We start from the raw sequence: 20,235 nt of genomic DNA, 5'->3' as shown, positions 1-20,235 counted from the left end.
TAGTTGCTTCATCGGAGGAGTCGGTTGTGTCCTCGTTCTTGAATCTGACTTTGGTCAATTCGTTGGAGGTGCTGATCGAAGAGGGAAGCTTCGCGCGTGCGGCGGCGCGATTGTTCGTCACACCGCCGGCGATGACCCAGCAGATCCAACGCCTGGAGGGCGCCGTGGGTTACAAGTTGGTCGAGCGTGGCACCACCCCGATCCGGCTCACCGACCGTGGCAGGGAGTTCATGGTGCATGCGGGCGCCGCGCTGGCGTCTTCGCGCATCGCGCTGGGAGAAAGGACCGACCAGGAGGTCCTGCGAATCGGGTTCATCAATGGCTTTCCCGGCCGGAGAGACGAGGGTTTTCTGGCGGACTTCGCGGCGAAGAACCCCGGTGCTCGGCTGCAGTTCATCCAACTCGAGTGGGGTGATCAGCTTTCGCGACTGGCTCGTGGTGACGTCGATGCGTCTCTCGCCCGTCCACCCTATCGAGAGACGGCGGACAAGTTGGACCGCATTGTTGTGCATCGAGAGAAGCGGGTGGCGGCGGTGCCAGTCGACTCGCCACTCGCGACGTATGGGGTATTGACCCTCGGGGACCTCGACGGCTACGCGGTCGTCGGCGCAAAAGGCATCGCCCGTGAGTGGACGAAGGAGTGGGTGGTAGACCCTCGTCCCAGCGGGCGGATCGTTCAGTATGGTTGCTGGGCAGCAACAATGGAGGAGGCGATCAACGGCGTTGCGCTCGGCGGCAATGTCATGATCACCGCGCAATCGGTGGCCAATCGCTATCAACACGACGGCGTCACCTACCGAGACATTGCTGACGTGGACCTTTGCCAGGTTGATCTGATTACTCGATCCGCAGACCGTAGACCACTCACCAAAGAGTTGCGCCGCGCAGCTCTTGCTCGACTTGACGACTTGACGACTTGACGCCCATCCTCGCCCAGTGTGCGATACTCGAGCCCCTCTGGGGTGTCGATGAGGATGCCAGCCCCAGTCGGTCGGAGTGCTGAGTGTCAGGGCGATGAGTATTGATTGGTTACAACCACTTTGGCGGCCTTTCCATACCCGATATCGAGTGGTTGTCGGATGGAATCGAAGGGCGCTGCGCTTGCCGCATCGGCGCAGCTCGTCCGTGTCACCGCGCCCGAGGTGTGACGCTACGGATCAGCGTGCCGCGGCCTTCGCGGGTCGGCGCGTCCGCGTCCGCCGGGCGACGGTCGGTTCCACGGTTTGGCGGATTCGTGCGTCGAGGGCTTGAACTCCGCCGACGATCAGCCCGACGACGGCGCCCCAGATCGCCGACACGACGAGACCGAGCAGCAGCGCGAGCGCGTGGGTGCCGATCCCCTGATGGGTTTCGAAGCTGAGGAACACGATCCGCACCAGATTCCCGACGGCGACGCCGACCACGGTGGCGAGAAGGCCGGCGAGAAACGGGCGGCGGACCTCGCACTGCAGTCGCGCCCAGACCGCGGCAGGAGGCCACGGTCACGCTCACGCCCCGCGGCTGATCCTCACGCCCCGGGACGCGGCGCGAACTCCCGGCGCAGGGCGTCGCCGCAGTCGTCGAGCGTCGGCGACGGAATGGTCGATCCCAGCGAGTCCCAGGTCCCGAACTTGAGCGGCGTGCCGGGGACGTCGAAGCCGCCGACGTTCTTGATCATCCCGCGTACCGCGATCTGGTCCAGCTTGCGGGTGTCGTCGACGTTGAGCACGATCCCCACCGGCACGCCCGCCTCGATCAGCCGTCCTCGCCATGCCTCGCCGGTGTCGGACTTGAGCACGTCCTCCATCGCGGTCTTGAGTTCCGCGTGATTGGTGCAGCGGTCGACATTGGTGGCGAACCGGTGGTCCGACGGAAGATCGGTCAGTCCCATTGCCTCACACATGAGTTCGAAGAGGTGGTCGTTGCCGACGGCGATCGCGATGGGGCGGTCGCGGCACTCGAACGTGTCGAACGGGTACATGAAGGGGTGCCGGTTGCCGAGCCGTGTCGGCCGCACGCGTGGGCCGAGGGCGTCCATCAGTCCGTGCTCCATAATCGCGAACGTGCTGTCGAGTATCGCGACGTCGATGGTGGTGCCGCGGCCGGTGCGTTCGCGGGCGACGAGGGCGGTGACGATGCCGCAGTAGCCCATGACCCCCGCGATGATGTCCGAGATCGACGTGCCGACCCGGGTCGCCGGACCGTCCGGCCAACCCGTGGCGTCCATGATTCCCGACAACGCCTGGATCACGGTGTCGTAGGCCGACTCCTGGTGCATCGGGCCGTACTGGCCGAACCCCGACACCGAACACACGATCAGCCGCGGATGCTCGGCGACGAGATCGTCGGGAGCCAGGCCGAGGCCCGCCATCACCCCGGGCCGGAAGTTCTCGACCACCACGTCGGCGTGCGCGATCATCGTCCGGACCACCGCTATGTCGTCGGGATCCTTGAGATTCAGCGCGATGCTCTCCTTTCCGACGTTCGCGAGGCGGTAGTACTCGGAACTGCCGTCGTCGGCGAACGGGCCCATCTGCCTGGTGTCGTCACCGATGCCGGGCCGCTCGATCTTGATCACTCGTGCGCCGGCGTCGGCGAGCATGCGCGTGCAGGTCGGTCCCGACAGCACGTGCGTGAAGTCGACGACGGTGATGCCCTCGAGGGCTTGCGGTTTGGTGGGATCGAGATGGCCGCCGGGATCGTGTTCGGTCATGTTTCCTCCTCGTGCACCGGACGATTGAGCTTCTGTAGATGCCCGCTCTCGGTGCCGGCCGCGGGATCGATGACACAGTGGATGAGGGCCGGATCGGTCGTGGTGAGGGCGGAACGGAGCGCGGACGCCACCTCGTCGGGGGTCTCGGCGTGGTAGCCGACGCCGCCGAAGGCCTCGATCAGCGTGTCGTAGCGGCTCGAGTGCAGCAGCACCGTCGGGGCCGGATCCGCTGAGCGCGTATTGATCTCGTCACCGCGGTAGACGCCGCCGTTGTCGAACACGATGACGATCACGCGAAGTCGGTAACGGCAGATCGTCTCGATCTCCACGCCGCTGAAGCCGAAGGCGCTGTCGCCCTCGATCGCGACCACCGCCGCGCCGGTCTCCACGGCCGCGGCGATCGCATAGCCGAGGCCGACGCCCATCACGCCCCACGTTCCGGTGTCGAGTCGATGCCGGGGACGGTGGATCGGAATGATGTTGCGCGCGTTGTCGAGAGTGTTGGCGCCCTCGCTGACGACGATCACGTCGCGGTGTGTGTCCAGCACGTCCCGGATCGCGCGGAGCGCTACCGCGAAGTTCATCGGATGCGCGTCGGCGTACAGTCGGGCCTCCATCTTCTCGGTGTTGACGCGCTTGCGTTCGTCGATCTCGCGCAGCCAGTCCGGTGCCGGGGTGATCCGTCCCGGGCGCAACGCCGCCAGCAGCGACGCCGTCGACGACGCGATGTCGCCGAGGACCGGGGCCGCGATCGGACGGTTGCTGTCGAACTCGGTGGCGCTGATGTCGAGTTGTACGAACCGGGCGTCGGGCGACCATTGCGGTGGCTCGCCGTGCTCGAGTAGCCAGTTGAGGCGCGCGCCGACGAGCACCACGACGTCGGCGCTGCGCAGGACCAGGGAGCGGGCCGCGGCCGCGGACTGCGGGTGATCGTCGGGCAGCAGACCCTTCGCCATCGACATCGGCAGGAACGGTGCGCCCGTGGCCTCCACGAACGCGCGGATGTCGGCGTCGGCGCGGGAATATGCCGCACCCTTGCCGAGGACGATCAGCGGGCGCTGCGCCTGCTCGAGCAGGTCGATCGCGCGCGTGACCGCGTCGGGTGCCGGTACCTGACGCGGCGCCGGATCGACGATGGGGGGTCGGGGCGTGCGCGGTGCCGACGCCGTCAGGACCCGCGCCGGCAGATCCAGGTACACCCCGCCGGGGCGGCCCGAGACCGCCGCGCGGATCGCACGTCCGACGCCGACGCCGATCATGGCGGGGGAGTCGACCCGGTAGGCGGCTTTGGCGAACGGTCGCGCCGCCGCCAGCTGGTCGAGTTCCTCGTAGTCGCCCTGCTGCAGGTCGACGATCGAACGGTCACTGGACCCGCTGATCTGGATCATCGGGAAGCAGTCGGTGGTGGCGTTCGCGAGCGCGACGAGGCCGTTGAGGAAGCCGGGCGCGGACACGGTGAGGCAGATGCCGGGACGCGCCGTGAGGTAGCCGGCGGCCGCCGCGGCGTGCCCGGCGGCCTGCTCGTTGCGGAACCCGAGATAGCGGATGCCGCGGGCCTGCGCCGTGCGGGCGAGGTCGGTGATCGGGATGCCGGCGACGCCGTAGATCGTAGTGACGCCGGCGGCTTCGAGCGCGTCGACGACGAGGTCGTTCCCGTCGGCAGTCTCGGAGTCGGCCATGTGAACATCCCCGAACGGTCGGACTCCGCCTCGATGGGCGGCGGTCTTCTCCGAGTATCCCCCCGCGGGGTCCGCAGGTCAGCCCGCGCCGACATGCCGGACCGAAACGTCCGTCATGTCCACCACGCGAGCACCCCGACCGGACGAAGTCTGCGCACCTCGACAGAATTGGTCATATGACCTATTTTTGATCTCATGAACGACGAACTCGCGCACGACCCCGCCGGACCGGTCCTGATCGTCGGCGGATACGGCACCGTGGGAGCGGCCCTGGCCGACCTCGCCGGACCCGAGTGGCCGTTGCTCCTCACCGGTCGCAACCCGGACAGGGGTGCCCTCCTGGCCGAGCGGCACGGGGCGTCCGTGCGGCGCTGGGACCTGTCCGACCCGGAACCCTTCGCAGCGGGTGTCCGCGCCGTGGTCGGTGCGGTCAACGACCCGGGCGATCGGGTGCTCCGGGCTGCGGTGAGGGGCGGCGTGCCCTACGTCGACATCACGCGGTGGACCTCTCGCCTCACGCGCGCGGTCACGGTCGCAGCCCTCGCCGAACCGACTGCACCGGTGTTGCTTTCGTCGTCCTGGATGGGCGGCGTCACGAGTATCGTGGCGGCCGCCCTCGTCGCCGAACGAGGCGGTGACGCGACGTCGGTCGACATCGCGATCCGATATGACGTGAAGGATTCTGCCGGGATCGACTCTGTGGACTTCATCGATCGGCTCGGCTACGACTACGAGGTGCGGCGCTCCGGCGTTCCGGTGACCGTGGCGCCGCTCTCCGACACCCGATGGGTGGACATCGGCGGTTCGCGGACCAAGGTCGCGCGCCTCGACACCCCCGAGCAGTTCACACTGCCGTTGACGCTGGGGGTGGACACCGCGACGACGCGGATCGGTTTCAGCTCGAACTCGGCCACGACCGCCCTCCTTGCGGCGAAGAAGGTCGGGTTGTTTCGGTGGGGCCGCGGCGAACGATGGACCTCGGTGCGCCGATCCCTGCTGTACTCACCGGGCGACGGGGGTAGTGCACAGATCCGCATCGACGTGGCCGGTGATGCCACCGCCACGTCCGCGACCATCGTCGATCCCCGCGGACAGGCGCATCTCACCGCGGTCGGTGGATTTCTGGGGCTCCGCCGGGTGCTCGCTGCCGACGCGGTCGCCGGAGTCACCTTCCCAGAACTGCATCCGCGTCTCGACTCCGCGCTGCGGGAGCTCGAGGAGCAGGGGGTGGAAGTATTGACGTCATGACCATGTCCAAGGGCGCGCAGCGGCAGGCCGAGCTGCTCGACGCCGCCGAACGTGTGCTCACCACGCGGGGCAATGCGAACGCCGCGCTGCGGGACTTCGCCGCGGAGGCCGGGGTGCGGATCGGCCACCTGCAGCACTACTTTCCCACCCGCGCCGACCTGATCAGGGCGGTGCTCGACCGTGCACTCGATCGTTCGCTGGCGCGCCTGTCCGCCGCCACGGGGCAGCCGGTCGGCGGCGGTGACGCGAGAACCGTGACACGCGAGGACACCGCGCGGATGCTCCGGGTGCTCCTGTCCGAGCAGGACGACCCGGCCTGTCTACGGCTGTTTCGGGAAATCTGGGCGATCGCCGGGGGGGACGAGCAGACCGCGGCGGTGGTGCGCGCCTTCTATCGCACGTACGTCGGACACGTCGCCGACCTGATTGCATGTGCCCGGCCGGCGTTGCCCGCGAATCGGCGAACAGCGTTGGCGGAGAACGTTGTCAGCCTCCTCGAAGGATCCGCCGTCGTGCGTTCGGAGATCGGGGTGCGGCGGACGAAAGCGGGAGACGTCGAGATGGTTCGAGCCGCGGTGATGCTGATCCACGGCGACGGAGGCCGCCCGGCGTGACCGCCGGGCGGCCTCCCCGTCGTCCGACTGTCAGCCCTTGGCCGCGCTGATCCCGGCCCGACGGCCGAAGAAGCTGCCGTCGCCCAGAGACGTGCCGCTCGCGTAGCCCCACGCACAGACACCGGCGGTGCAGCGTCCGGCCGCGAAGAGCCCCGGGATGGGATCGCCCGACACGTGCAGCACCTCCGAGTTGGTGTTCGTGCGCAGGCCGCCGAGCGTGAAACCCGCGGTGAAGTTGCGCAGGTCCAGTGCAGCGATCGGCGAACCGATGGGCTTGACCCACTCGGGCTTCTTACCGAGGACCGGGTCCTGACCGTTCTCGGCGTGCTTGTTGTAGACCTCGACCGTCGACTGCAGGGTGCCCTCCGGCAAGCCCATCTCGGACTCGAGTTCCTCCACCGTCTCGGCCACCCACTTGGGCTGGAAGCGGAAGAACGGTGTGGACGACGGCGTCGTCTTCGCCTCCTCGTACGCGTCCTCGTCGATGATCAGGTACGCCTGATTGTCGTTCTGCAGCAACGTGAGCTGACCGATGCGGCCCGGGTAGGTGTCCTCGTTGACGTAACGCTGGCCGCGGCCGTTGACGAGGATGCCCCGCACCATCATCTGCGGGTCGCCGAAGAACGCGACCTCCGTGGCGTCCATGTGCGCCAGGTCGGCGCCGAGGGCCTGCGCCATGCGGATCGAGCGGCCGTCGTGCTCCTCGATCGCGGCGCCGGGACGCCCGATCAGCCGCGGTGCGAACGCCTCGACCATGTCCTTGTTGTACGCGAAGCTGCCGGTCGCGAGGACGACACCCTTGCGCGCGCGGACCACGACATCCTTGCCGTACTGCTTGGCCTGCACACCCACGACGCGGCCGGAGGCGTCGGTGATCAGCGTCTGTACCCGCATGTCGTACTGGGCGCGGACGCCGAGCTTCTCCGCGGTCTCCACGAGCGGCTTCATCAGCATGTAGCCGCCGCCCTTCTCGCCCACCTTCTTGTCGGCCATCTGCGGGACGTGCCCGCGCGGGGCCGGGGTGGCGATCGCGTTGAACGGCGCCGCGTTCTCGCCGCCGGAGTACATGAGTCCGTCGTCGAACGGCGTCTCCCAACCCGGCTGGCCGTAGAAGCTCTCCTTGAACGGGACGCCGCACTCGACCAGCCAGTTGTAGTGGTCGACGCTGCCCTCGCAGTAGTCGGTGATCTTGGCTTCGTCGGCGCCGGGCCCGAGGGCCGCCATCATGAACGTCTTCATGTTCTCGGGGGTGTCGTCGAACCCGAGTGCCTTCTGCAGCGGGGTGCCGCCGCCCATGTAGATGAACCCGCCGGCCAGCGACGCCGCGCCGCCCCAGCCGCCGGCCCGCTCCAGGACCAGGACTTCCGCACCGGCGCGGGCGGCCTCGACGGCGGCGCTGACGCCGGCGATGCCGTAGCCGGCGATCACGACGTCGGCCTCGTAGTCCCAGGTCTCGATGCTTTCGGCGGACAAGGGACGAACGGGGGTTGCCTCGGACATTGGGGTAGATCCTTTCGACGCGCAACGGGTAGAACGTGTTCTATAAATTAGTATCCGCGCCGAGGACGGTCGCCGTGCCCGAATCGCCGGACTATCCGTCTCGCTGCTTCTCCGCCGCGCGTGCCGCCTTCCTCCGGTCGGCCTTGACCGAGATCAACGCGTTGTTCAGCCCGGTGCCGAGGGGCCAGCCCACGTAGTGACAGAGGAAGATCGCGGCCTCCTCCACCTGCTGCTCGGTCAGCTCCTCGTTGTGGAGGGCGGCGTTGATCTGGATCTTCGCGACGTCGCTCTGGCCCTGCGCCGCGATCGCGCCGAGGAGGAGCAGGCGCCGGTCGCGGATGCTCAGCCCGGGCCGGGTCCAGATGTCGGCGAACAGGTGGTCCGCGGTGACGGCGAAGAAGTCGCCGGGCACGTCCGACGGCATCTCCCAGCCGTACACCTGGTTCATCATCGCGACTCCCCGCGCGCGAGTCTCCGCCGCGGCCGCGTCGCCGTTCGGGTGGGTCATGCGTGCTCCTTCTGATCGGGGGTGGAATGGTCCGCGGCGGCCCCGGTGCCGACGCCCAGTCCCGGGCCGAGTCCGGTCAGGGCGCGCCGGGCGAGGGGCAGGTCCACGTCGAAGCGGTCGCCGAGGCCGAGCGCGAGCGCCAGGTCCTTCTCGCCGAGGTTGCGGACGTGGGAGAGGATCGAGAACCACGGGTCGTCGTCGGAGACGGGGGCCGTGGTGTCGCGCAGCATGATCGCGCCGGCGCCGCCGGTGATGGCGTCGGTGTGGCGCACCACCTTGCCCAGTGCCCGGATGTCCAGCCCGGCGGCCTCGGCCAGACGCTGGGCCTCGGATGCGGCGGTGAACGAGACGAAGTGCAACAGGTTGCGTGCCAGCTTCATCCGGGTGCCGGCACCCACCGGTCCCGCATGGATCACCAGTTCGGCGAAGTGGCCGAACGGCTCCCGCACCGACTCGAACGCGTCGTCGCTGCCGCCGACCATGACCGCCAGTCGTCCCTGCCGGGCCCCGGGAGCGCCCCCGCTGACGGGAGCGTCGACGAGGTCGACGCCACGTGCCCGGCAGGCGTCGGCGAGTTCGACAGCGGTCACGTCGCTGATGGTCGAGTGCACGGCGATCACCGTGCCTGGGCGGGCGGTGGCCAGGATGCCGTCCGGCCCGGTGACGACGTCGCGGACCTGGGTGTCGTCGAGGACGGTCACCGAGATGACCGTCGTCCGGTCGGCGACCTCGGCCGGCGTGGCCGCGGCGATCGCGCCGGCCGTGGTGAACGGTTCGAGTGCCTCGGCACGGGCATCGCACACGACGAGTGTGCCCGGCCGTTCGAGCAGGCGGGTCGCCATCGGCGCGCCCATGTTGCCCAGGCCGATGTAACCGACGGTGGGAAGTGCGGTGCTCACGACCGGATCACCTGCCCGCCGTCGACGTTGAAGATCTGGCCGGTGATCCAGCTCGCCTCGTCGGAGAGCAGGAACAGGCACATGCCCACCAGGTCGTCGGGGGTGCCCATGCGCTGCAAAGGAATCCGCTTGACCATGTCCGCGACGATGTTGCCGGGCGTGACGGTGCGGGTGGCCTCGGTATCGATCGGACCGGGTGCGATGGCGTTGATCCGGATGTTGGACCAGCCCAGCTCGAACGCGAGCTGCTGCGTGAGACCGTTGATGCCGACCTTCGCCAGCCCGTAGAAGTTGGAGTACACCCAGGCGGCGGTGGACGACTGGTTGACGATGGAGCCGCCGCTCGCCCGCATGTGTGGCACGACGGCCCGGCACACGTTCAGTGCGCCGTCCATGTTCACGCTCATGAACTTCTTGTAGTAGTCCCACGGCACCGTCAGCAGCGAATCGAGCTTCATGCCGCCGTAGATCGCGGCGTTGTTGACGAGATGGTCGATGCGGCCGAACTTCTCGATCGTGAACGAGGCCAGCTCGAGCGCCGAATCCGGCTCGGCCACATCCACTTCCTTGAACACCGCCGATCCGCCGTCCGAGGAAATCTGTTTGGCGACGGTCTCGCCGAGCTCGCGGTTGAGGTCGGCGACGACCACGTCGGCACCCTCGGCGGCCAGTGCGCGGGCGTAGCTTTCGCCGATGCCCTGCGCGGCGCCGGTGACGATGGCGGTGCGTCCGTCGAAACGTCCCATGTCCGTTCTCCTTACGTCGACTCGCTCTATGCCGTTGCGGGTTCCGCGACGAGCTTGGTCTCCAGGTACTCCTCGAATCCGGCCACACCCATCTCGCGGCCGATACCGGACTGCTTGTACCCGCCGAACGGTGCGTCGGCGGCGTACCAGACGCCGCCGTTGACAGCGAGGGTGCCGGTGCGCACGCCCGCAACAACTCGGTCGACACGTCCTCTGTCGGTGCCCCACACCGAGCCGGACAGCCCGTAGGGGGAGTCGTTCGCGATGCGCACGGCGTCGTCGTCGCCGTCGTGGGGGAGGATCACCAGGACCGGCCCGAAGATCTCCTCCTGAGCCACCCGCGCGGAGTTGTCCAGCCCGGAGATCAGGGTGGGTTCGACGAAGAATCCGCGCTCGTGCTCGGCGGGCCGGCCGCCACCGACGACGATCGTCCCGCCCTCCTCGACGGCCAGCTCGAGGTAGCTCTCCACACGGGCGCGCTGGCGCGCGGAGATCAGTGGTCCGCAGACGGTTCCCTGCGCGGCCGGGTTGCCGGGACGGATCCTCGACATCGTCTTGGCGGTGGCGGCGACGGCCTCGTCGTAGCGTTCGCGCGGCACCAGCAGCCGGGTGGTGATCGCACAGCCCTGGCCGGCATGGGTACAGACGGTGAACGCGGCGACCGCGCACGCCGCGGCCAGGTCGGCGTCGTCGAGGACGACGAACGCGGACTTGCCGCCGAGCTCGAGGAAGACCTTCTTGAGGGTCTCCGCCGCCGCGGCCATGACCGCCTTGCCCGTCGCCGTGGAGCCGGTGAACGAGATCAGGTCCACCCGCGGGTCCCGAGAGAGCTGGGCGCCGAGCCGGTGGTCGGTGGAGGTGACGATGTTGACCACGCCGGCCGGGATGTCGGTCTCCTCGGCGATCACCGTGCCGACCAGCGCCGCACACCACGGGGTGTCGGGCGCGGGCTTGAGCACCAAGGTGTTGCCCGCGGCCAGGGCGGGGCCGATCTTCGCGAAGTTGATCTGGTGCGGGAAGTTCCACGGGGTGATCGCGCCGACGACGCCGATCGCCTCCTTGAGGAGCCGACGATGGGTCCGGATGCCCATCGGCGACGCCACCCCGAGATCGGTTTCCCAGCAATAGGACTCGGCCAGGTCCGCGAAGTACCCCAGGTCGGCGATCGGACCTTCCAACTGGGGGCCCGCGGTGAGCATCGTGGGTGCACTGACCTCGGCGACGGTGATCTCGCGGAGTTCCTCGACGTGCGACTGCAGGGCGTCGCTCAGTTGCCGCAGACACCGCGCGCGAAAGGCGTGATCGCGGGACCACGTGGTGTCGTCGAACGCGTGTCGCGCCGCCGCGATGGCCGCGTCCATATCGGATTCGGTGCCCTCGGCCGCGTGTCCCAGGACCTCTTCGGTCGCGGGATCGATCACGTCGAACACGCCGCCCGCGCCGGGGACGAGCTTGCCGTCGATCAGAAGCGCGGAACTGTCGGTCGGGCGAAGCGTCATCTCGTGGCCTCTCCAAGTCTGTTCGGAATCCGACTGGACATGTGTCTGGACCGTAGTCCGCAAGCGTAGTAATGTCCAGACACGTGTCCAGTGAAGTGCGCTTCGAATCGACACGCCGTCGTCTCAGTGAACGGCAGGCCGACACGGTCGACCGCCTCACCGCGTCGGCGGTCGCGGTGCTGCACGAGGAGGGGTTCGCGGGACTCACGGTCCGCGCGGTGGCGTCGAGGGCCGGGGTGGCGCCGGCCACGGCCTACACGTACTTCTCCTCCAAGGAACATCTTGTCGCAGAGGTGTTCTGGCGGCGTTTGGCGCAGGCGCCGGAGCCCGACCCGGTCGACGGCGGTCGCATCGATCGGGTCGTCGCGGTGCTGCGCGGGATCGCACTGCTGATGGTCGACGAACCCGCACTGGCCGGCGCCGTGACCAGCGCGCTGCTCGGCCGGGACCCGGACGTGGAACATCTGCGGACCCGTATCGGAATCGAGATCCGTCGGCGCCTCGGCGACGCCCTCGGTCCGGGTCCCGATCCCGATCTGGTGGAGACGCTCGAACTTCTCTACTCGGGGGCGCTCGTGCACGCCGGCATGGGATACGGCTCCTACCAACGACTTGCCGATCGACTCGAAACTTCCGTCAAGCTGATCCTGGAGTGACTCGATGACCACAGCGTCCACATCCGGGGCGTCACTCGACCCCGTGACGTTCAACCCGTACGACTACGACTTCCACAACGACCCGTATCGGGTCTACGCGCGACTGCGGGACGAGCACCCGCTGTACCGCAACGTCGACATGTCCTTCTGGGCGCTGTCGCGCCACGCGGATGTGATGGCCGGTTTCCGTGACAGCAAACGTCTTTCGAGCGCGAACGGTGTCTCGCTGGACCCGGCCGCGTACGGGCCGCACGCGCACCGGACGATGTCGTTCCTCGCCATGGACGATCCGCGGCACATGCGGATGCGTCAGCTGGTCTCGCGTGGGTTCACACCGCGGCGTGTCGCCGAACTCGAGGGCCGGATAACGGAACTCACGCGCCAGTACCTCGAGCCCGCGCTCGATGCGGGGGAGTTCGACTGGATCTCCGAGTTCGCCGGCAAGCTACCGATGGACGTGATCTCGGAACTGATGGGCGTGCCGGAATCGGACCGCGCGGAACTGCGCCGGCTCGCCGACCTGGTCGTCCATCGCGAGGACGGCGTCCTCGACATCCCGCCCGCCGCGTTCGAGTCGTCGATCAAGCTGATCACCTACTACGTCGAGATGCTCGGGCAGCGGCGGCGGAACCGGGCCGACGACCTCACGTCGGCGCTCATCGACGCGGAGATCGACGGCGACAAGCTCACCGACGAGGAGATCATCGGGTTCATGTTCCTCATGGTGGTCGCCGGCAACGAGACCACCACCAAGCTCCTCGGCAACGCGCTGTACTGGGGTGCACGTCATCCGGACCAGGCGGCGGCGGTGCTGCGCGACCGCGCCCTCGCCCCGCAGTGGGTCGAGGAGACGCTGCGTTACGACACGTCGAGCCAGATCCTCGCGCGCACTGCGGCCGTCGACCTCGAGTTCCACGGGCAGACCATCCCGGCGGGCGACCGTGTTCTGCTGCTCGTCGGATCCGCCAATCGGGACTCCCGGGCGTTCGAGGACGCCGACGAGTTCCGCATCTCCCGGGACAGCAGCAACAAGCTCGCCAGCTTCGGCAGCGGCACCCATTTCTGCCTGGGCGCGCATCTCGCGCGGCTCGAGGCCAACATCGCCCTGGCGAAGTTCGCCGACCGTGTCGAGGAGTTCGAGATCGACGAGTCCCGTTCGGTACGAGTCCATTCCACCAATGTTCGAGGATTTGCCTCTCTCCCCACGAAAGTGAAGGTGCGCAGTGCCTAGATTCGAACCCCATCCGGAACGGCGACCGGCGTTGATAGCCGGCGCATCGTCGGGCATCGGGACCGCAACCGCCTACGCCCTCGCCGAACTCGGCCATCCGGTGGCGCTCGGTGCCCGCCGAACCGAACAGTGCGAGGAGATCGCGGACAAGATCCGAAGCAACGGTGACGAGGCGGTCGCGCTGCACCTCGACGTCACCGACACCGCCTCGGTGGACCGATTCGTCACCGGCGCCGAGGAGCGACTGGGCCCCGCCGAGATCGTGCTCTCCGGCGCCGGCGACCTGGTGTTCTCGGAGGCCCACGAGATGGATCCCGACAGCTTCCTCGCGCAGGTGAACGTCCACCTCGTCGGCGCCCAGCGGCTGGTCAACCGTGTGCTGCCGGGGATGATCGAGCGCCGTCGCGGCGACTTCGTCCTCATCGGATCCGACTGCGCCGACATGCCGCGGCCGGGGATGGGCGCCTACAACGCCGCCAAGACCGGGCTCGAAGCGATGGGGCGGCAGATGCGAATGGAACTCGAGGGCACCGGGGTTCGCGCCTCGATCGTGCGACCCGGACCGACTCTGACCGGGATGGGCATGGACTCCACCCCCGAGGTCGTCGGGCCGATGCTCGAGGCCTGGTCCAAGTGGGGCTTCGCCCGCCACCCCTACTTCCTGCGGGCGTCGGACATCGCGGCGGCCGTCGTCGCCGTCGTGTCGACCCCGCGCGGTGCCCACATGGTGCTCGTCGAGGTCCAGCCCGAGGCGCCCCTGCGGAAGGACGACCAATGACCACCATCGTCGAACCCCGGCGCGTGTCCGGGGGCGAACACGAACACGGCCACCTCGAGGAACTGCGCGCCGACCCGATCGCGCTGATGCGCCGGGTGCGTGCGGAATGCGGGGACGTCGGGTCGTTCCGGCTCGCCGACCGCAATGTGGTGCTGCTGTCGGGGGCGGAGGCCAACGAGTTCTTCTTCCGCTCCTCGGACGAGGAGCTGGACCAGCAGGCCGCGTACCCGTTCATGAAACCGATCTTCGGCGAGGGTGTGGTGTTCGACGCCAGCCCGGAACGGCGCAAGGAGATGCTGCACAACTCGGCGCTGCGCGGCGAGCAGATGAAGGGGCACGCCGCGACGATCTCGCACGAGGTCGCCCACATGGTCGAAGCGTGGGACGACGAGGGCGAGATCGACCTGCTCGAATTCTTCGCGGAACTGACCATCTACACGTCGTCGGCGTGCCTGATCGGCAAGAAGTTCCGCGACCAGCTCGACGAACGGTTCGCGCAGCTCTACCACGAGCTCGAGCAGGGCACCGACGCGATCGCCTTCGTCGATCCGTACGCGCCCATCGAGAGCTTCCGTCGCCGCGACGAGGCCCGGATCGCGCTGGTGGCGCTGGTGCAGGAGATCATGGCGGAGCGCATCGCGAATCCTCCACGCGGCAAGGAGGATCGAGACATGCTCGACGTGCTCGTCTCGATCAAGGACGAGAACGGCACCGAGCGGTTCAGCGCCGACGAGATCACCGGCATCTTCATCTCGATGATGTTCGCCGGCCATCACACGACGTCCGGGACCGCGGCATGGACGCTGATCGAACTGCTCCGCCACCCCGACTCCATGCAGAGGGTGACGGCCGAGCTCGACGGTCTGTACGGCGACGGCTCCGACATCACGTTCGCCGGGCTGCGGCAGATCCCGATCCTCGAGTCGGTGCTCAAGGAGACGCTGCGGCTGCACCCGCCGCTGATCCTGCTGCTGCGGGTGGCCCGCGGCGACTTCGAGGTGGCGGGTCATCGCATCGCCGAGGGTGATCTGGTGGCGGCCACGCCGGCGATCTCGAACCGGATCGCGGAGGACTTCCCGAATCCCGACGTGTTCGATCCCGGTCGTTACATCGACCCCAACCAGGAGGACATCGTCAATCGGTGGACCTGGATCCCGTTCGGGGCCGGGCGGCATCGCTGCGTCGGCGCGGCCTTCGCGCTGATGCAGCTGAAGGCGATCTTCTCGATTCTGCTGCAGGACTTCGAGTTCGAGATGGCTCAGCCGGCCGACAGCTACCGCAACGACCACAGCAAGATGGTGGTCCAGCTCGAGCAGCCGTGCCGCGTGCGCTACCGCCGGCGGACGCCGGGAAGCGAGGGGTGATGAGGGTCGAAGTGGATCTGGACCTGTGCCAGGGGCACGCGATGTGCGAGCTCGAGGCGCCCGACATCTTCCGTGTGCCCAAGCGCGGGCAGGTCGAGATCGCCGACGGTGAGATCCCCGACGACATGCGCGCGGACGTCGAACGGGCAGTGCAGTACTGCCCGACGGCCGCGCTCCGGCTCGTGAACCAACGCAGTGCCCAGACCACGGAAGGTGATTGAGAAATGACCCAGTTCGATCGCGCCGAACTCGACGAGATGGTCCAGCGATGGATCGAGGAGAACAAGCGCTGCGAGGCCAACGGCGATTGGAAGCCGTTGGCGCAGATGTACACCGAGGATGCCACCTACGGCTGGAACTACGGCCCGCAACAGGATTTCATGGCCGTCGGCCGTGACGAGATAAAGGAACTGGCGCTGGGGCAGGAGATGCTCGGACTCGAGGGGTGGCAGTACCCGTACCAGCAGTTCGTGATCGACGACCGCACCGGTGACGTCATCGGACTGTGGAAGCAGATCGCGGATCGGACCCGCGACGACGGCAGCCACTACCAGGTTCACGGCATCGGCGGCAGCTGGTTCCGCTACGGTGGCGACTTCCAGTGGGCGTGGCAACGGGACTTCTTCGACTTCGGCAACGTGTCGGCACTGTTCGTCGAGATGATCACGAACAACGCGCTGTCCGAGGGCATGTCCGCGCGGATCCAGCGGTCGGTCTCGGGGGAGAAGCTGCCGGGGTGGTTCCCTGCCGGCCAGTCACCGGTGGAGCTGTGGTGAGCGAGACCCGCCGCCGATCGTCGTTCGAGGCACTGTCCCGCGCGGACCTGGCGGTGCTGGTGCCCGAGCTGCTGCTGTGCGGGCAGCTGATCGACCGCTCCGGGATGGCGCACCTCATCGTCGCGTTCGGGCGAGAGGGAATGACCGAGGTCGCCATCGAGGAGTGGCAGGCGTCGAGCCCCTGGTACACCCGGCGGATGCAGCGCGCCCTGAACTACGAGGGCGACAGCGTCGAGACCATCTTCAAGGGCCTGCAGCTCGACATCGGGGCGCCGCCGCAGTTCATGGACTTCCGGTTCCGCGTCGACGACCACGACCACGGCGAGTTCTGGCTCGACCACTGCGGCGCGCTCATGGACGTCGAACCGATGGGCGACGCCTTCGTCACCGCGATGTGCCACGACATCGAGGATCCGACCTTCGACGCGACGGCGCTCGCGACCAACGTCCACGCGCAGGTGCGGCCCATCCACCGTCCACCGCGCGTGCCCGCCGACCGGCATCCGCACTGCGCGTGGACCGTCACGATCGATCCGTCGCATGTGCCACCGGTCGTTCAGCCGCACACCGAGGCCATCGGCCGGACGGCCGCCGTCGCGACGGAGCTGACCCCCATCGACGCCGGCGACGACGGCCGGGCCGACTACGCGGGTCCGCTGCTGTCGGACGTGCGGTTCGCCGACTTCTCCCGGTCCGCGCTGGCGCGGATCGCGGAAGAGGTGTGCCTGCAGCACCACCTGCTCGCGCTCGGCTTCCTCATCGGGGTCCGCAAGCGCACCGATGAGGTGACCGCGCGGACCATCACCCGCAAGCAACTCACCGGCATCGCCGGTCTGGCGGCCGAGCGAATCCGGGACGCGCTGGGGCTGCCCGACGACCTGGAGGGTCTCGCCGCAGTGCTGTCGGTGCATCCGCTGTTCGCGCCGGAACAGTACGTCGACAGCGAGATCCGGTTCGACGACGGACGCCTGCTCATCGCACTCGGGCGGCAGGGCCGCGCCGACGCCGACGGGGCGTGGCCGACGCTGATCGACGGCGACCACCTCGAGCCGCTGCAGGCCTTGGTGCGGGGCGTCAACGCGCGCTTCACCGCGCACGTCGTGTCCGAGGACGGCGATGCGCTGGTCGTCGACATCCGGACCGAGGACGGCCCGACGAAGGAATGCAGCGAGGTGGCCATCACCCGTTTCAGCACCGGGGCGGACTTCGCGTTCGCGGACAGAGGTATCCCATTGCCGCTCACCGTCGTATGAGCGAACTCCATCGGAAGGACGTCCCGCGTGGCCTTCAACCTTGCCGACCTGTTCGAGCACGCCGTCGACGCGATGCCGGACCGGATCGCGCTCATCAGCGGCGACCGTGAGCTCACCTACCGCGAACTGGACCAGCGTGCCAACCGGCTGGCCCATCACCTGCTGGCCGAGGGGTTCGGGGCCGGTTCCCACATCGGCATCCACCTCCACAACTCGTTGGAGACGATGGAGTCGCTGATCGCGGTGTTCAAGATTCGCGCGGTGCCGGTCAACATCAACTACCGCTACACCCGCGACGAACTTGCGTACGTGTACGACAACGCCGATCTGGAGGCGGTGATCCACCACCGGGTGTACGCGCCACGGATCGATGAGGTCCTGCCGACGCTGCCGAGGATTCGGCACACCATCGTCGTCGAGGACGACCAGGGTGAGCTCGGGTTGCACTGTCGCGGTGTGGAGTACGAGTGTGCACTCGACGGACGATCCGCGGAGCGCGACTTCGACGAGCGCCGCAGCGACGACCTGTTCCTGATGTACACCGGAGGGACCACGGGACGGCCGAAGGGCGTCGTGTGGCACCACGAGGACATCTGGCGGGTACTCGGCGGCGGCATCGACTTCTACAGCGGTGAACCGGTCGTCGACGAGTATCAGCAGTCCCGGGTCGGAACGGCCGGAGAGCCGATGCGCTGGTTCGCGCTGCCGCCGTTGATCCACGCGGCCGCGATGATGCCCACGTTCACCGCGATGTTCACCGGCAACACGGTGGTTCTTGATCCCAAGTTCGACGCCCATCGGACGTGGAAACTCGTGGAACAGTGCAACGTTCAGGTTCTCATCATCGCCGGTGACGCGATGGGGCGCCCGCTCATCGAAGCGTTCGCCGAATCGACGGCCGACGTCTCCAGTCTCGCGGTGGTGGCATCGGGCGCAGCGCTCTTCTCGCCGACGATCAAGACAGCGTTCCTCGACGCCTTCCCGAACCTCTTGGTCTCCGACTCCGTCGGATCGTCCGAAACAGGTTTCGGCGGTATCGGATTCGCGTCGAAGGACGGTCCGGACAGTGGTGGTCCCCGGGTGCAGCCTGGTCGGGCCTCCTTCGTTGTCGACGACAAGGGCGATCGCGTCGCACCCGGGTCCCCGGCCGACGGGTGGCTGGCCAAGGGCGGCCACGTACCTGTCGGCTACTACAAGGACCCGGAGAAGAGCGCCGAGATCTTCCGTGTCATCGACGGCGAACGGGTGGTCGTTACAGGTGACCGTGCCAAGGTCGAGGTCGATGGCTCGATAACCCTGCTGGGCAGGGGAAACATGGTCATCAACACCGGCGGGGAGAAGGTCTTCGCGGAGGAGGTCGAGAGCGTCGTCAAGGCCCATCCGGACGTGTACGACGCCATCGTGATCGGGGTGCCCGACGAACGTTGGGGCCACCGTGTGGCCGCGGTGGTGCAGGCCCGGGACGGTGGTGCCATCGATTTCGGCGACGTGGAGCGGCACGCGCGCGATCGTTTGGCCGGCTACAAGATTCCGCGCTCGATCTGGGTTGCGGATCGCGTCGAGCGCACACCTAGCGGGAAACCGGACTACCGGTGGGCGAACACGTACGCCGATGCCGTGGAACCCGATCACCGGATCTGAGCGGCACCGGGGCACAGCAACTTTGCCGATGCGGTGAGGTGACACGCTCGTTCCCAAGGTGAGTTGCGGGGTGAATTCAGCACCCCGCTCACCCCGGTCTCCAGAGCGAAAATGCCAGATCGGTGGGTGGATTGCGCCGCGTCGGGCATCGCTGCAACTGGACGAATGACAAGGTGCGGTGAAGATTTCGTAATCGATACCTGTTCGAGATGTTATCGTCGTTGCGCCTGTATGCATGTGGCCGGGGAAAGTTGCTATCCGTTCGATCGGGGGATCGAACGGATTCTTGGGGGGCGTCGTTCGTCATTTCTGTCGTCATGCGGTTGGGCTGAATGTCTTTGCATTTGCTGTGCATGCCGATCAGGAGGTCGTAAAACGATGTCTACCCATAGGGGCAGAAACATCCGCACGCTGAAGATGAAGAGTCGCATCATGATCGCCGCAACGGCGGTCGGTGCCTTGACGATCGGAACGCCCGCCGTCGGTCAGGCAGATCCGGCGCCGGGCAACGGCGTCGGAAGCAGTGCCAATGGGGGCGCGAACGGAGGGCTGGCGGGTCTCGGCAGCAGCGCGGGCGGAAACGGCCAGGCCGGACTCGGCAGCAGTGCCGGACCAGGTGGCGCCAACGGCGGCGTGAACGCCGGGAGCGCGGGCAACCTCGACCTCAACGGTCTCACCCAGTTGGTGCTGGGCAGCCTCGGTAACGCCGGCGGCGGCAGCTCCGGCGGCGGTGAACTGGGAATCGGCAGCCTCGAGGACGCCGTGCAACTCGTGACCGAACTCGCGGCCGGCAGCCTCGGCAACGTAGACGGCGGCAGTGTCGGCGACACCGGCAGCGCCGGCGGTAGTGCCGAGAGCGGCAGTACTGACCTGAATCTGGGCAGCCTGGCCGACCTGGGTGCGGGTAGCGATTCCGGCAGCACCGACACGGGCAGCGATGCCGGCAGCGTGGACGGTGGCAGCGCGGATGTGAATCTCGGCAGTCTGGGCGACCTGGCGCTCGCCTGCCGCTTTCACGGTAATTCGGCTGAACACCTGTGTCACTGACGAAGAAAGGTGCTCCGACCTGCGATAATTCGACTTGTCTAAGGTTGAACAATCGCGTGATCAAGGAGCACCTTTCAGGTGGCCAAGTCTACGTCCCCGTACCC

20 protein-coding genes are annotated in these 20,235 nt (G+C 67.8%); 12 read left to right on the top strand and 8 right to left on the bottom strand.

Features of this window, described 5'->3' with window-relative positions; genetic code table 11:
• Positions 1-26 precede the first annotated feature (26 nt).
• Entirely contained in the window at positions 27-920 is an 894-nt protein-coding gene (locus AB4Z09_RS23870; protein ID WP_442240811.1) for a LysR family transcriptional regulator, read from the top strand.
• Positions 921-1,157: 237 nt separating this feature from the next.
• Here the strand turns inward: AB4Z09_RS23870 and AB4Z09_RS23865 are convergent, their stop codons facing one another.
• The 3 genes from AB4Z09_RS23865 to oxc form a co-directional block, all read right to left on the bottom strand.
• On the bottom strand, positions 1,158-1,403 hold the full coding sequence (locus tag AB4Z09_RS23865) for a hypothetical protein (protein ID WP_442240810.1): 246 nt from the start codon (positions 1,401-1,403) through the stop codon (positions 1,158-1,160).
• 104 nt (positions 1,404-1,507) lie between these two features.
• Complete coding sequence (locus AB4Z09_RS23860; protein ID WP_174909048.1) at positions 1,508-2,692, bottom strand: CaiB/BaiF CoA transferase family protein; 1,185 nt, start codon at positions 2,690-2,692, stop codon at positions 1,508-1,510.
• Positions 2,689-4,371, bottom strand: coding sequence for an oxalyl-CoA decarboxylase (oxc, locus tag AB4Z09_RS23855; RefSeq protein WP_442240809.1), 1,683 nt, complete (start codon positions 4,369-4,371; stop codon positions 2,689-2,691). The genes AB4Z09_RS23860 and oxc overlap by 4 nt, the downstream gene beginning before the upstream one ends.
• A 195-nt stretch (positions 4,372-4,566) precedes the next feature.
• Here oxc and AB4Z09_RS23850 point away from each other — a divergent pair, with 195 nt between their 5' ends.
• Both AB4Z09_RS23850 and AB4Z09_RS23845 read left to right on the top strand, forming a co-directional pair.
• Positions 4,567-5,619, top strand: a complete 1,053-nt coding sequence (locus AB4Z09_RS23850; RefSeq protein ID WP_114718383.1) for a saccharopine dehydrogenase — start codon at positions 4,567-4,569, stop codon at positions 5,617-5,619.
• Positions 5,616-6,233 carry a TetR/AcrR family transcriptional regulator gene (locus AB4Z09_RS23845; protein WP_114718384.1) on the top strand — a complete coding sequence of 206 codons (618 nt, stop codon included), beginning with the start codon at positions 5,616-5,618 and terminating at the stop codon, positions 6,231-6,233. Before AB4Z09_RS23850 ends, AB4Z09_RS23845 begins: the two co-directional genes overlap by 4 nt.
• Before the next feature lie 30 nt (positions 6,234-6,263).
• On the opposite strand, the gene AB4Z09_RS23840 is transcribed toward AB4Z09_RS23845, so the two are convergent.
• The 5 genes from AB4Z09_RS23840 to AB4Z09_RS23820 all read right to left on the bottom strand — a co-directional run bounded on the left by AB4Z09_RS23840 (position 6,264) and on the right by AB4Z09_RS23820 (position 11,385).
• Entirely contained in the window at positions 6,264-7,733 is a 1,470-nt protein-coding gene (locus AB4Z09_RS23840) for an FAD-dependent oxidoreductase (RefSeq protein WP_174909054.1), read from the bottom strand.
• Positions 7,734-7,824: 91 nt separating this feature from the next.
• Positions 7,825-8,241, bottom strand: a complete 417-nt coding sequence (locus AB4Z09_RS23835; RefSeq protein ID WP_114718386.1) for a carboxymuconolactone decarboxylase family protein — start codon at positions 8,239-8,241, stop codon at positions 7,825-7,827.
• A complete protein-coding gene (locus tag AB4Z09_RS23830) occupies positions 8,238-9,140 on the bottom strand; it encodes an NAD(P)-dependent oxidoreductase (RefSeq protein WP_302675479.1) in 903 nt (300 codons plus the stop codon). Before AB4Z09_RS23830 ends, AB4Z09_RS23835 begins: the two co-directional genes overlap by 4 nt.
• On the bottom strand, positions 9,137-9,886 hold the full coding sequence (locus tag AB4Z09_RS23825) for an SDR family oxidoreductase (RefSeq protein WP_442240808.1): 750 nt from the start codon (positions 9,884-9,886) through the stop codon (positions 9,137-9,139). Before AB4Z09_RS23825 ends, AB4Z09_RS23830 begins: the two co-directional genes overlap by 4 nt.
• Positions 9,887-9,912: 26 nt before the next feature.
• Positions 9,913-11,385, bottom strand: coding sequence for an aldehyde dehydrogenase (locus AB4Z09_RS23820; protein WP_442240807.1), 1,473 nt, complete (start codon positions 11,383-11,385; stop codon positions 9,913-9,915).
• A gap of 95 nt (positions 11,386-11,480) precedes the next feature.
• Between AB4Z09_RS23820 and AB4Z09_RS23815 the strand changes: the two genes are divergently transcribed.
• The 9 genes from AB4Z09_RS23815 (at position 11,481) to AB4Z09_RS23775 (ending at position 20,131) form a co-directional block, all read left to right on the top strand.
• The gene (locus AB4Z09_RS23815; RefSeq protein WP_442240817.1) at positions 11,481-12,041 is read left to right on the top strand and encodes a TetR/AcrR family transcriptional regulator; all 561 of its coding nucleotides are present in this window, start codon (positions 11,481-11,483) and stop codon (positions 12,039-12,041) included.
• A gap of 4 nt (positions 12,042-12,045) precedes the next feature.
• Positions 12,046-13,272: a cytochrome P450 gene (locus AB4Z09_RS23810; protein WP_174909060.1), complete on the top strand. Its 1,227-nt coding sequence runs from the start codon at positions 12,046-12,048 to the stop codon at positions 13,270-13,272.
• A complete protein-coding gene (locus tag AB4Z09_RS23805) occupies positions 13,265-14,050 on the top strand; it encodes an SDR family oxidoreductase (protein WP_174909062.1) in 786 nt (261 codons plus the stop codon). The genes AB4Z09_RS23810 and AB4Z09_RS23805 overlap by 8 nt, the downstream gene beginning before the upstream one ends.
• A complete protein-coding gene (locus AB4Z09_RS23800) occupies positions 14,047-15,414 on the top strand; it encodes a cytochrome P450 (RefSeq protein WP_174909063.1) in 1,368 nt (455 codons plus the stop codon). The genes AB4Z09_RS23805 and AB4Z09_RS23800 overlap by 4 nt, the downstream gene beginning before the upstream one ends.
• Entirely contained in the window at positions 15,414-15,635 is a 222-nt protein-coding gene (locus AB4Z09_RS23795) for a ferredoxin (RefSeq protein WP_114718565.1), read from the top strand. Before AB4Z09_RS23800 ends, AB4Z09_RS23795 begins: the two co-directional genes overlap by 1 nt.
• A 3-nt stretch (positions 15,636-15,638) precedes the next feature.
• Positions 15,639-16,190, top strand: coding sequence for a nuclear transport factor 2 family protein (locus AB4Z09_RS23790; RefSeq protein ID WP_114718392.1), 552 nt, complete (start codon positions 15,639-15,641; stop codon positions 16,188-16,190).
• Entirely contained in the window at positions 16,184-17,443 is a 1,260-nt protein-coding gene (locus tag AB4Z09_RS23785; protein ID WP_174909065.1) for a hypothetical protein, read from the top strand. The genes AB4Z09_RS23790 and AB4Z09_RS23785 overlap by 7 nt, the downstream gene beginning before the upstream one ends.
• Positions 17,444-17,470: 27 nt before the next feature.
• Positions 17,471-19,084 (top strand): acyl-CoA synthetase, encoded by a 1,614-nt coding sequence (locus tag AB4Z09_RS23780; RefSeq protein ID WP_174909067.1) that lies wholly within the window; start codon positions 17,471-17,473, stop codon positions 19,082-19,084.
• A 432-nt stretch (positions 19,085-19,516) separates the two neighbouring features.
• Complete coding sequence (locus AB4Z09_RS23775; RefSeq protein ID WP_442240806.1) at positions 19,517-20,131, top strand: hypothetical protein; 615 nt, start codon at positions 19,517-19,519, stop codon at positions 20,129-20,131.
• Positions 20,132-20,235: the final 104 nt, after the last annotated feature.

Source organism: Rhodococcus sp. TAF43 (assembly GCF_052113525.1).
Lineage (GTDB): Bacteria > Actinomycetota > Actinomycetes > Mycobacteriales > Mycobacteriaceae > Prescottella.
The sequence above is the reverse complement of the archived record's forward strand: the minus strand, read 5'-3'. Positions and strand labels throughout refer to the sequence as shown.

What these genes read in the sequence shown, in the direction of transcription:
- AB4Z09_RS23790 (WP_114718392.1), top strand. Translation starts at nt 15,639, where the DNA reads ATGACCCAGTTCGATCGCGCCGAACTCGACGAGATGGTCCAGCGATGG.
- AB4Z09_RS23795 (WP_114718565.1), top strand. Translation starts at nt 15,414, where the DNA reads ATGAGGGTCGAAGTGGATCTGGACCTGTGCCAGGGGCACGCGATGTGC.
- AB4Z09_RS23820 (WP_442240807.1), bottom strand. Translation starts at nt 11,385, where the DNA reads ATGACGCTTCGCCCGACCGACAGTTCCGCGCTTCTGATCGACGGCAAG.
- AB4Z09_RS23775 (WP_442240806.1), top strand. Translation starts at nt 19,517, where the DNA reads ATGATCGCCGCAACGGCGGTCGGTGCCTTGACGATCGGAACGCCCGCC.
- AB4Z09_RS23825 (WP_442240808.1), bottom strand. Translation starts at nt 9,886, where the DNA reads ATGGGACGTTTCGACGGACGCACCGCCATCGTCACCGGCGCCGCGCAG.
- AB4Z09_RS23810 (WP_174909060.1), top strand. Translation starts at nt 12,046, where the DNA reads ATGACCACAGCGTCCACATCCGGGGCGTCACTCGACCCCGTGACGTTC.
- AB4Z09_RS23850 (WP_114718383.1), top strand. Translation starts at nt 4,567, where the DNA reads ATGAACGACGAACTCGCGCACGACCCCGCCGGACCGGTCCTGATCGTC.
- AB4Z09_RS23835 (WP_114718386.1), bottom strand. Translation starts at nt 8,241, where the DNA reads ATGACCCACCCGAACGGCGACGCGGCCGCGGCGGAGACTCGCGCGCGG.
- oxc (WP_442240809.1), bottom strand. Translation starts at nt 4,371, where the DNA reads ATGGCCGACTCCGAGACTGCCGACGGGAACGACCTCGTCGTCGACGCG.
- AB4Z09_RS23840 (WP_174909054.1), bottom strand. Translation starts at nt 7,733, where the DNA reads ATGTCCGAGGCAACCCCCGTTCGTCCCTTGTCCGCCGAAAGCATCGAG.
- AB4Z09_RS23860 (WP_174909048.1), bottom strand. Translation starts at nt 2,692, where the DNA reads ATGACCGAACACGATCCCGGCGGCCATCTCGATCCCACCAAACCGCAA.
- AB4Z09_RS23845 (WP_114718384.1), top strand. Translation starts at nt 5,616, where the DNA reads ATGACCATGTCCAAGGGCGCGCAGCGGCAGGCCGAGCTGCTCGACGCC.
- AB4Z09_RS23800 (WP_174909063.1), top strand. Translation starts at nt 14,047, where the DNA reads ATGACCACCATCGTCGAACCCCGGCGCGTGTCCGGGGGCGAACACGAA.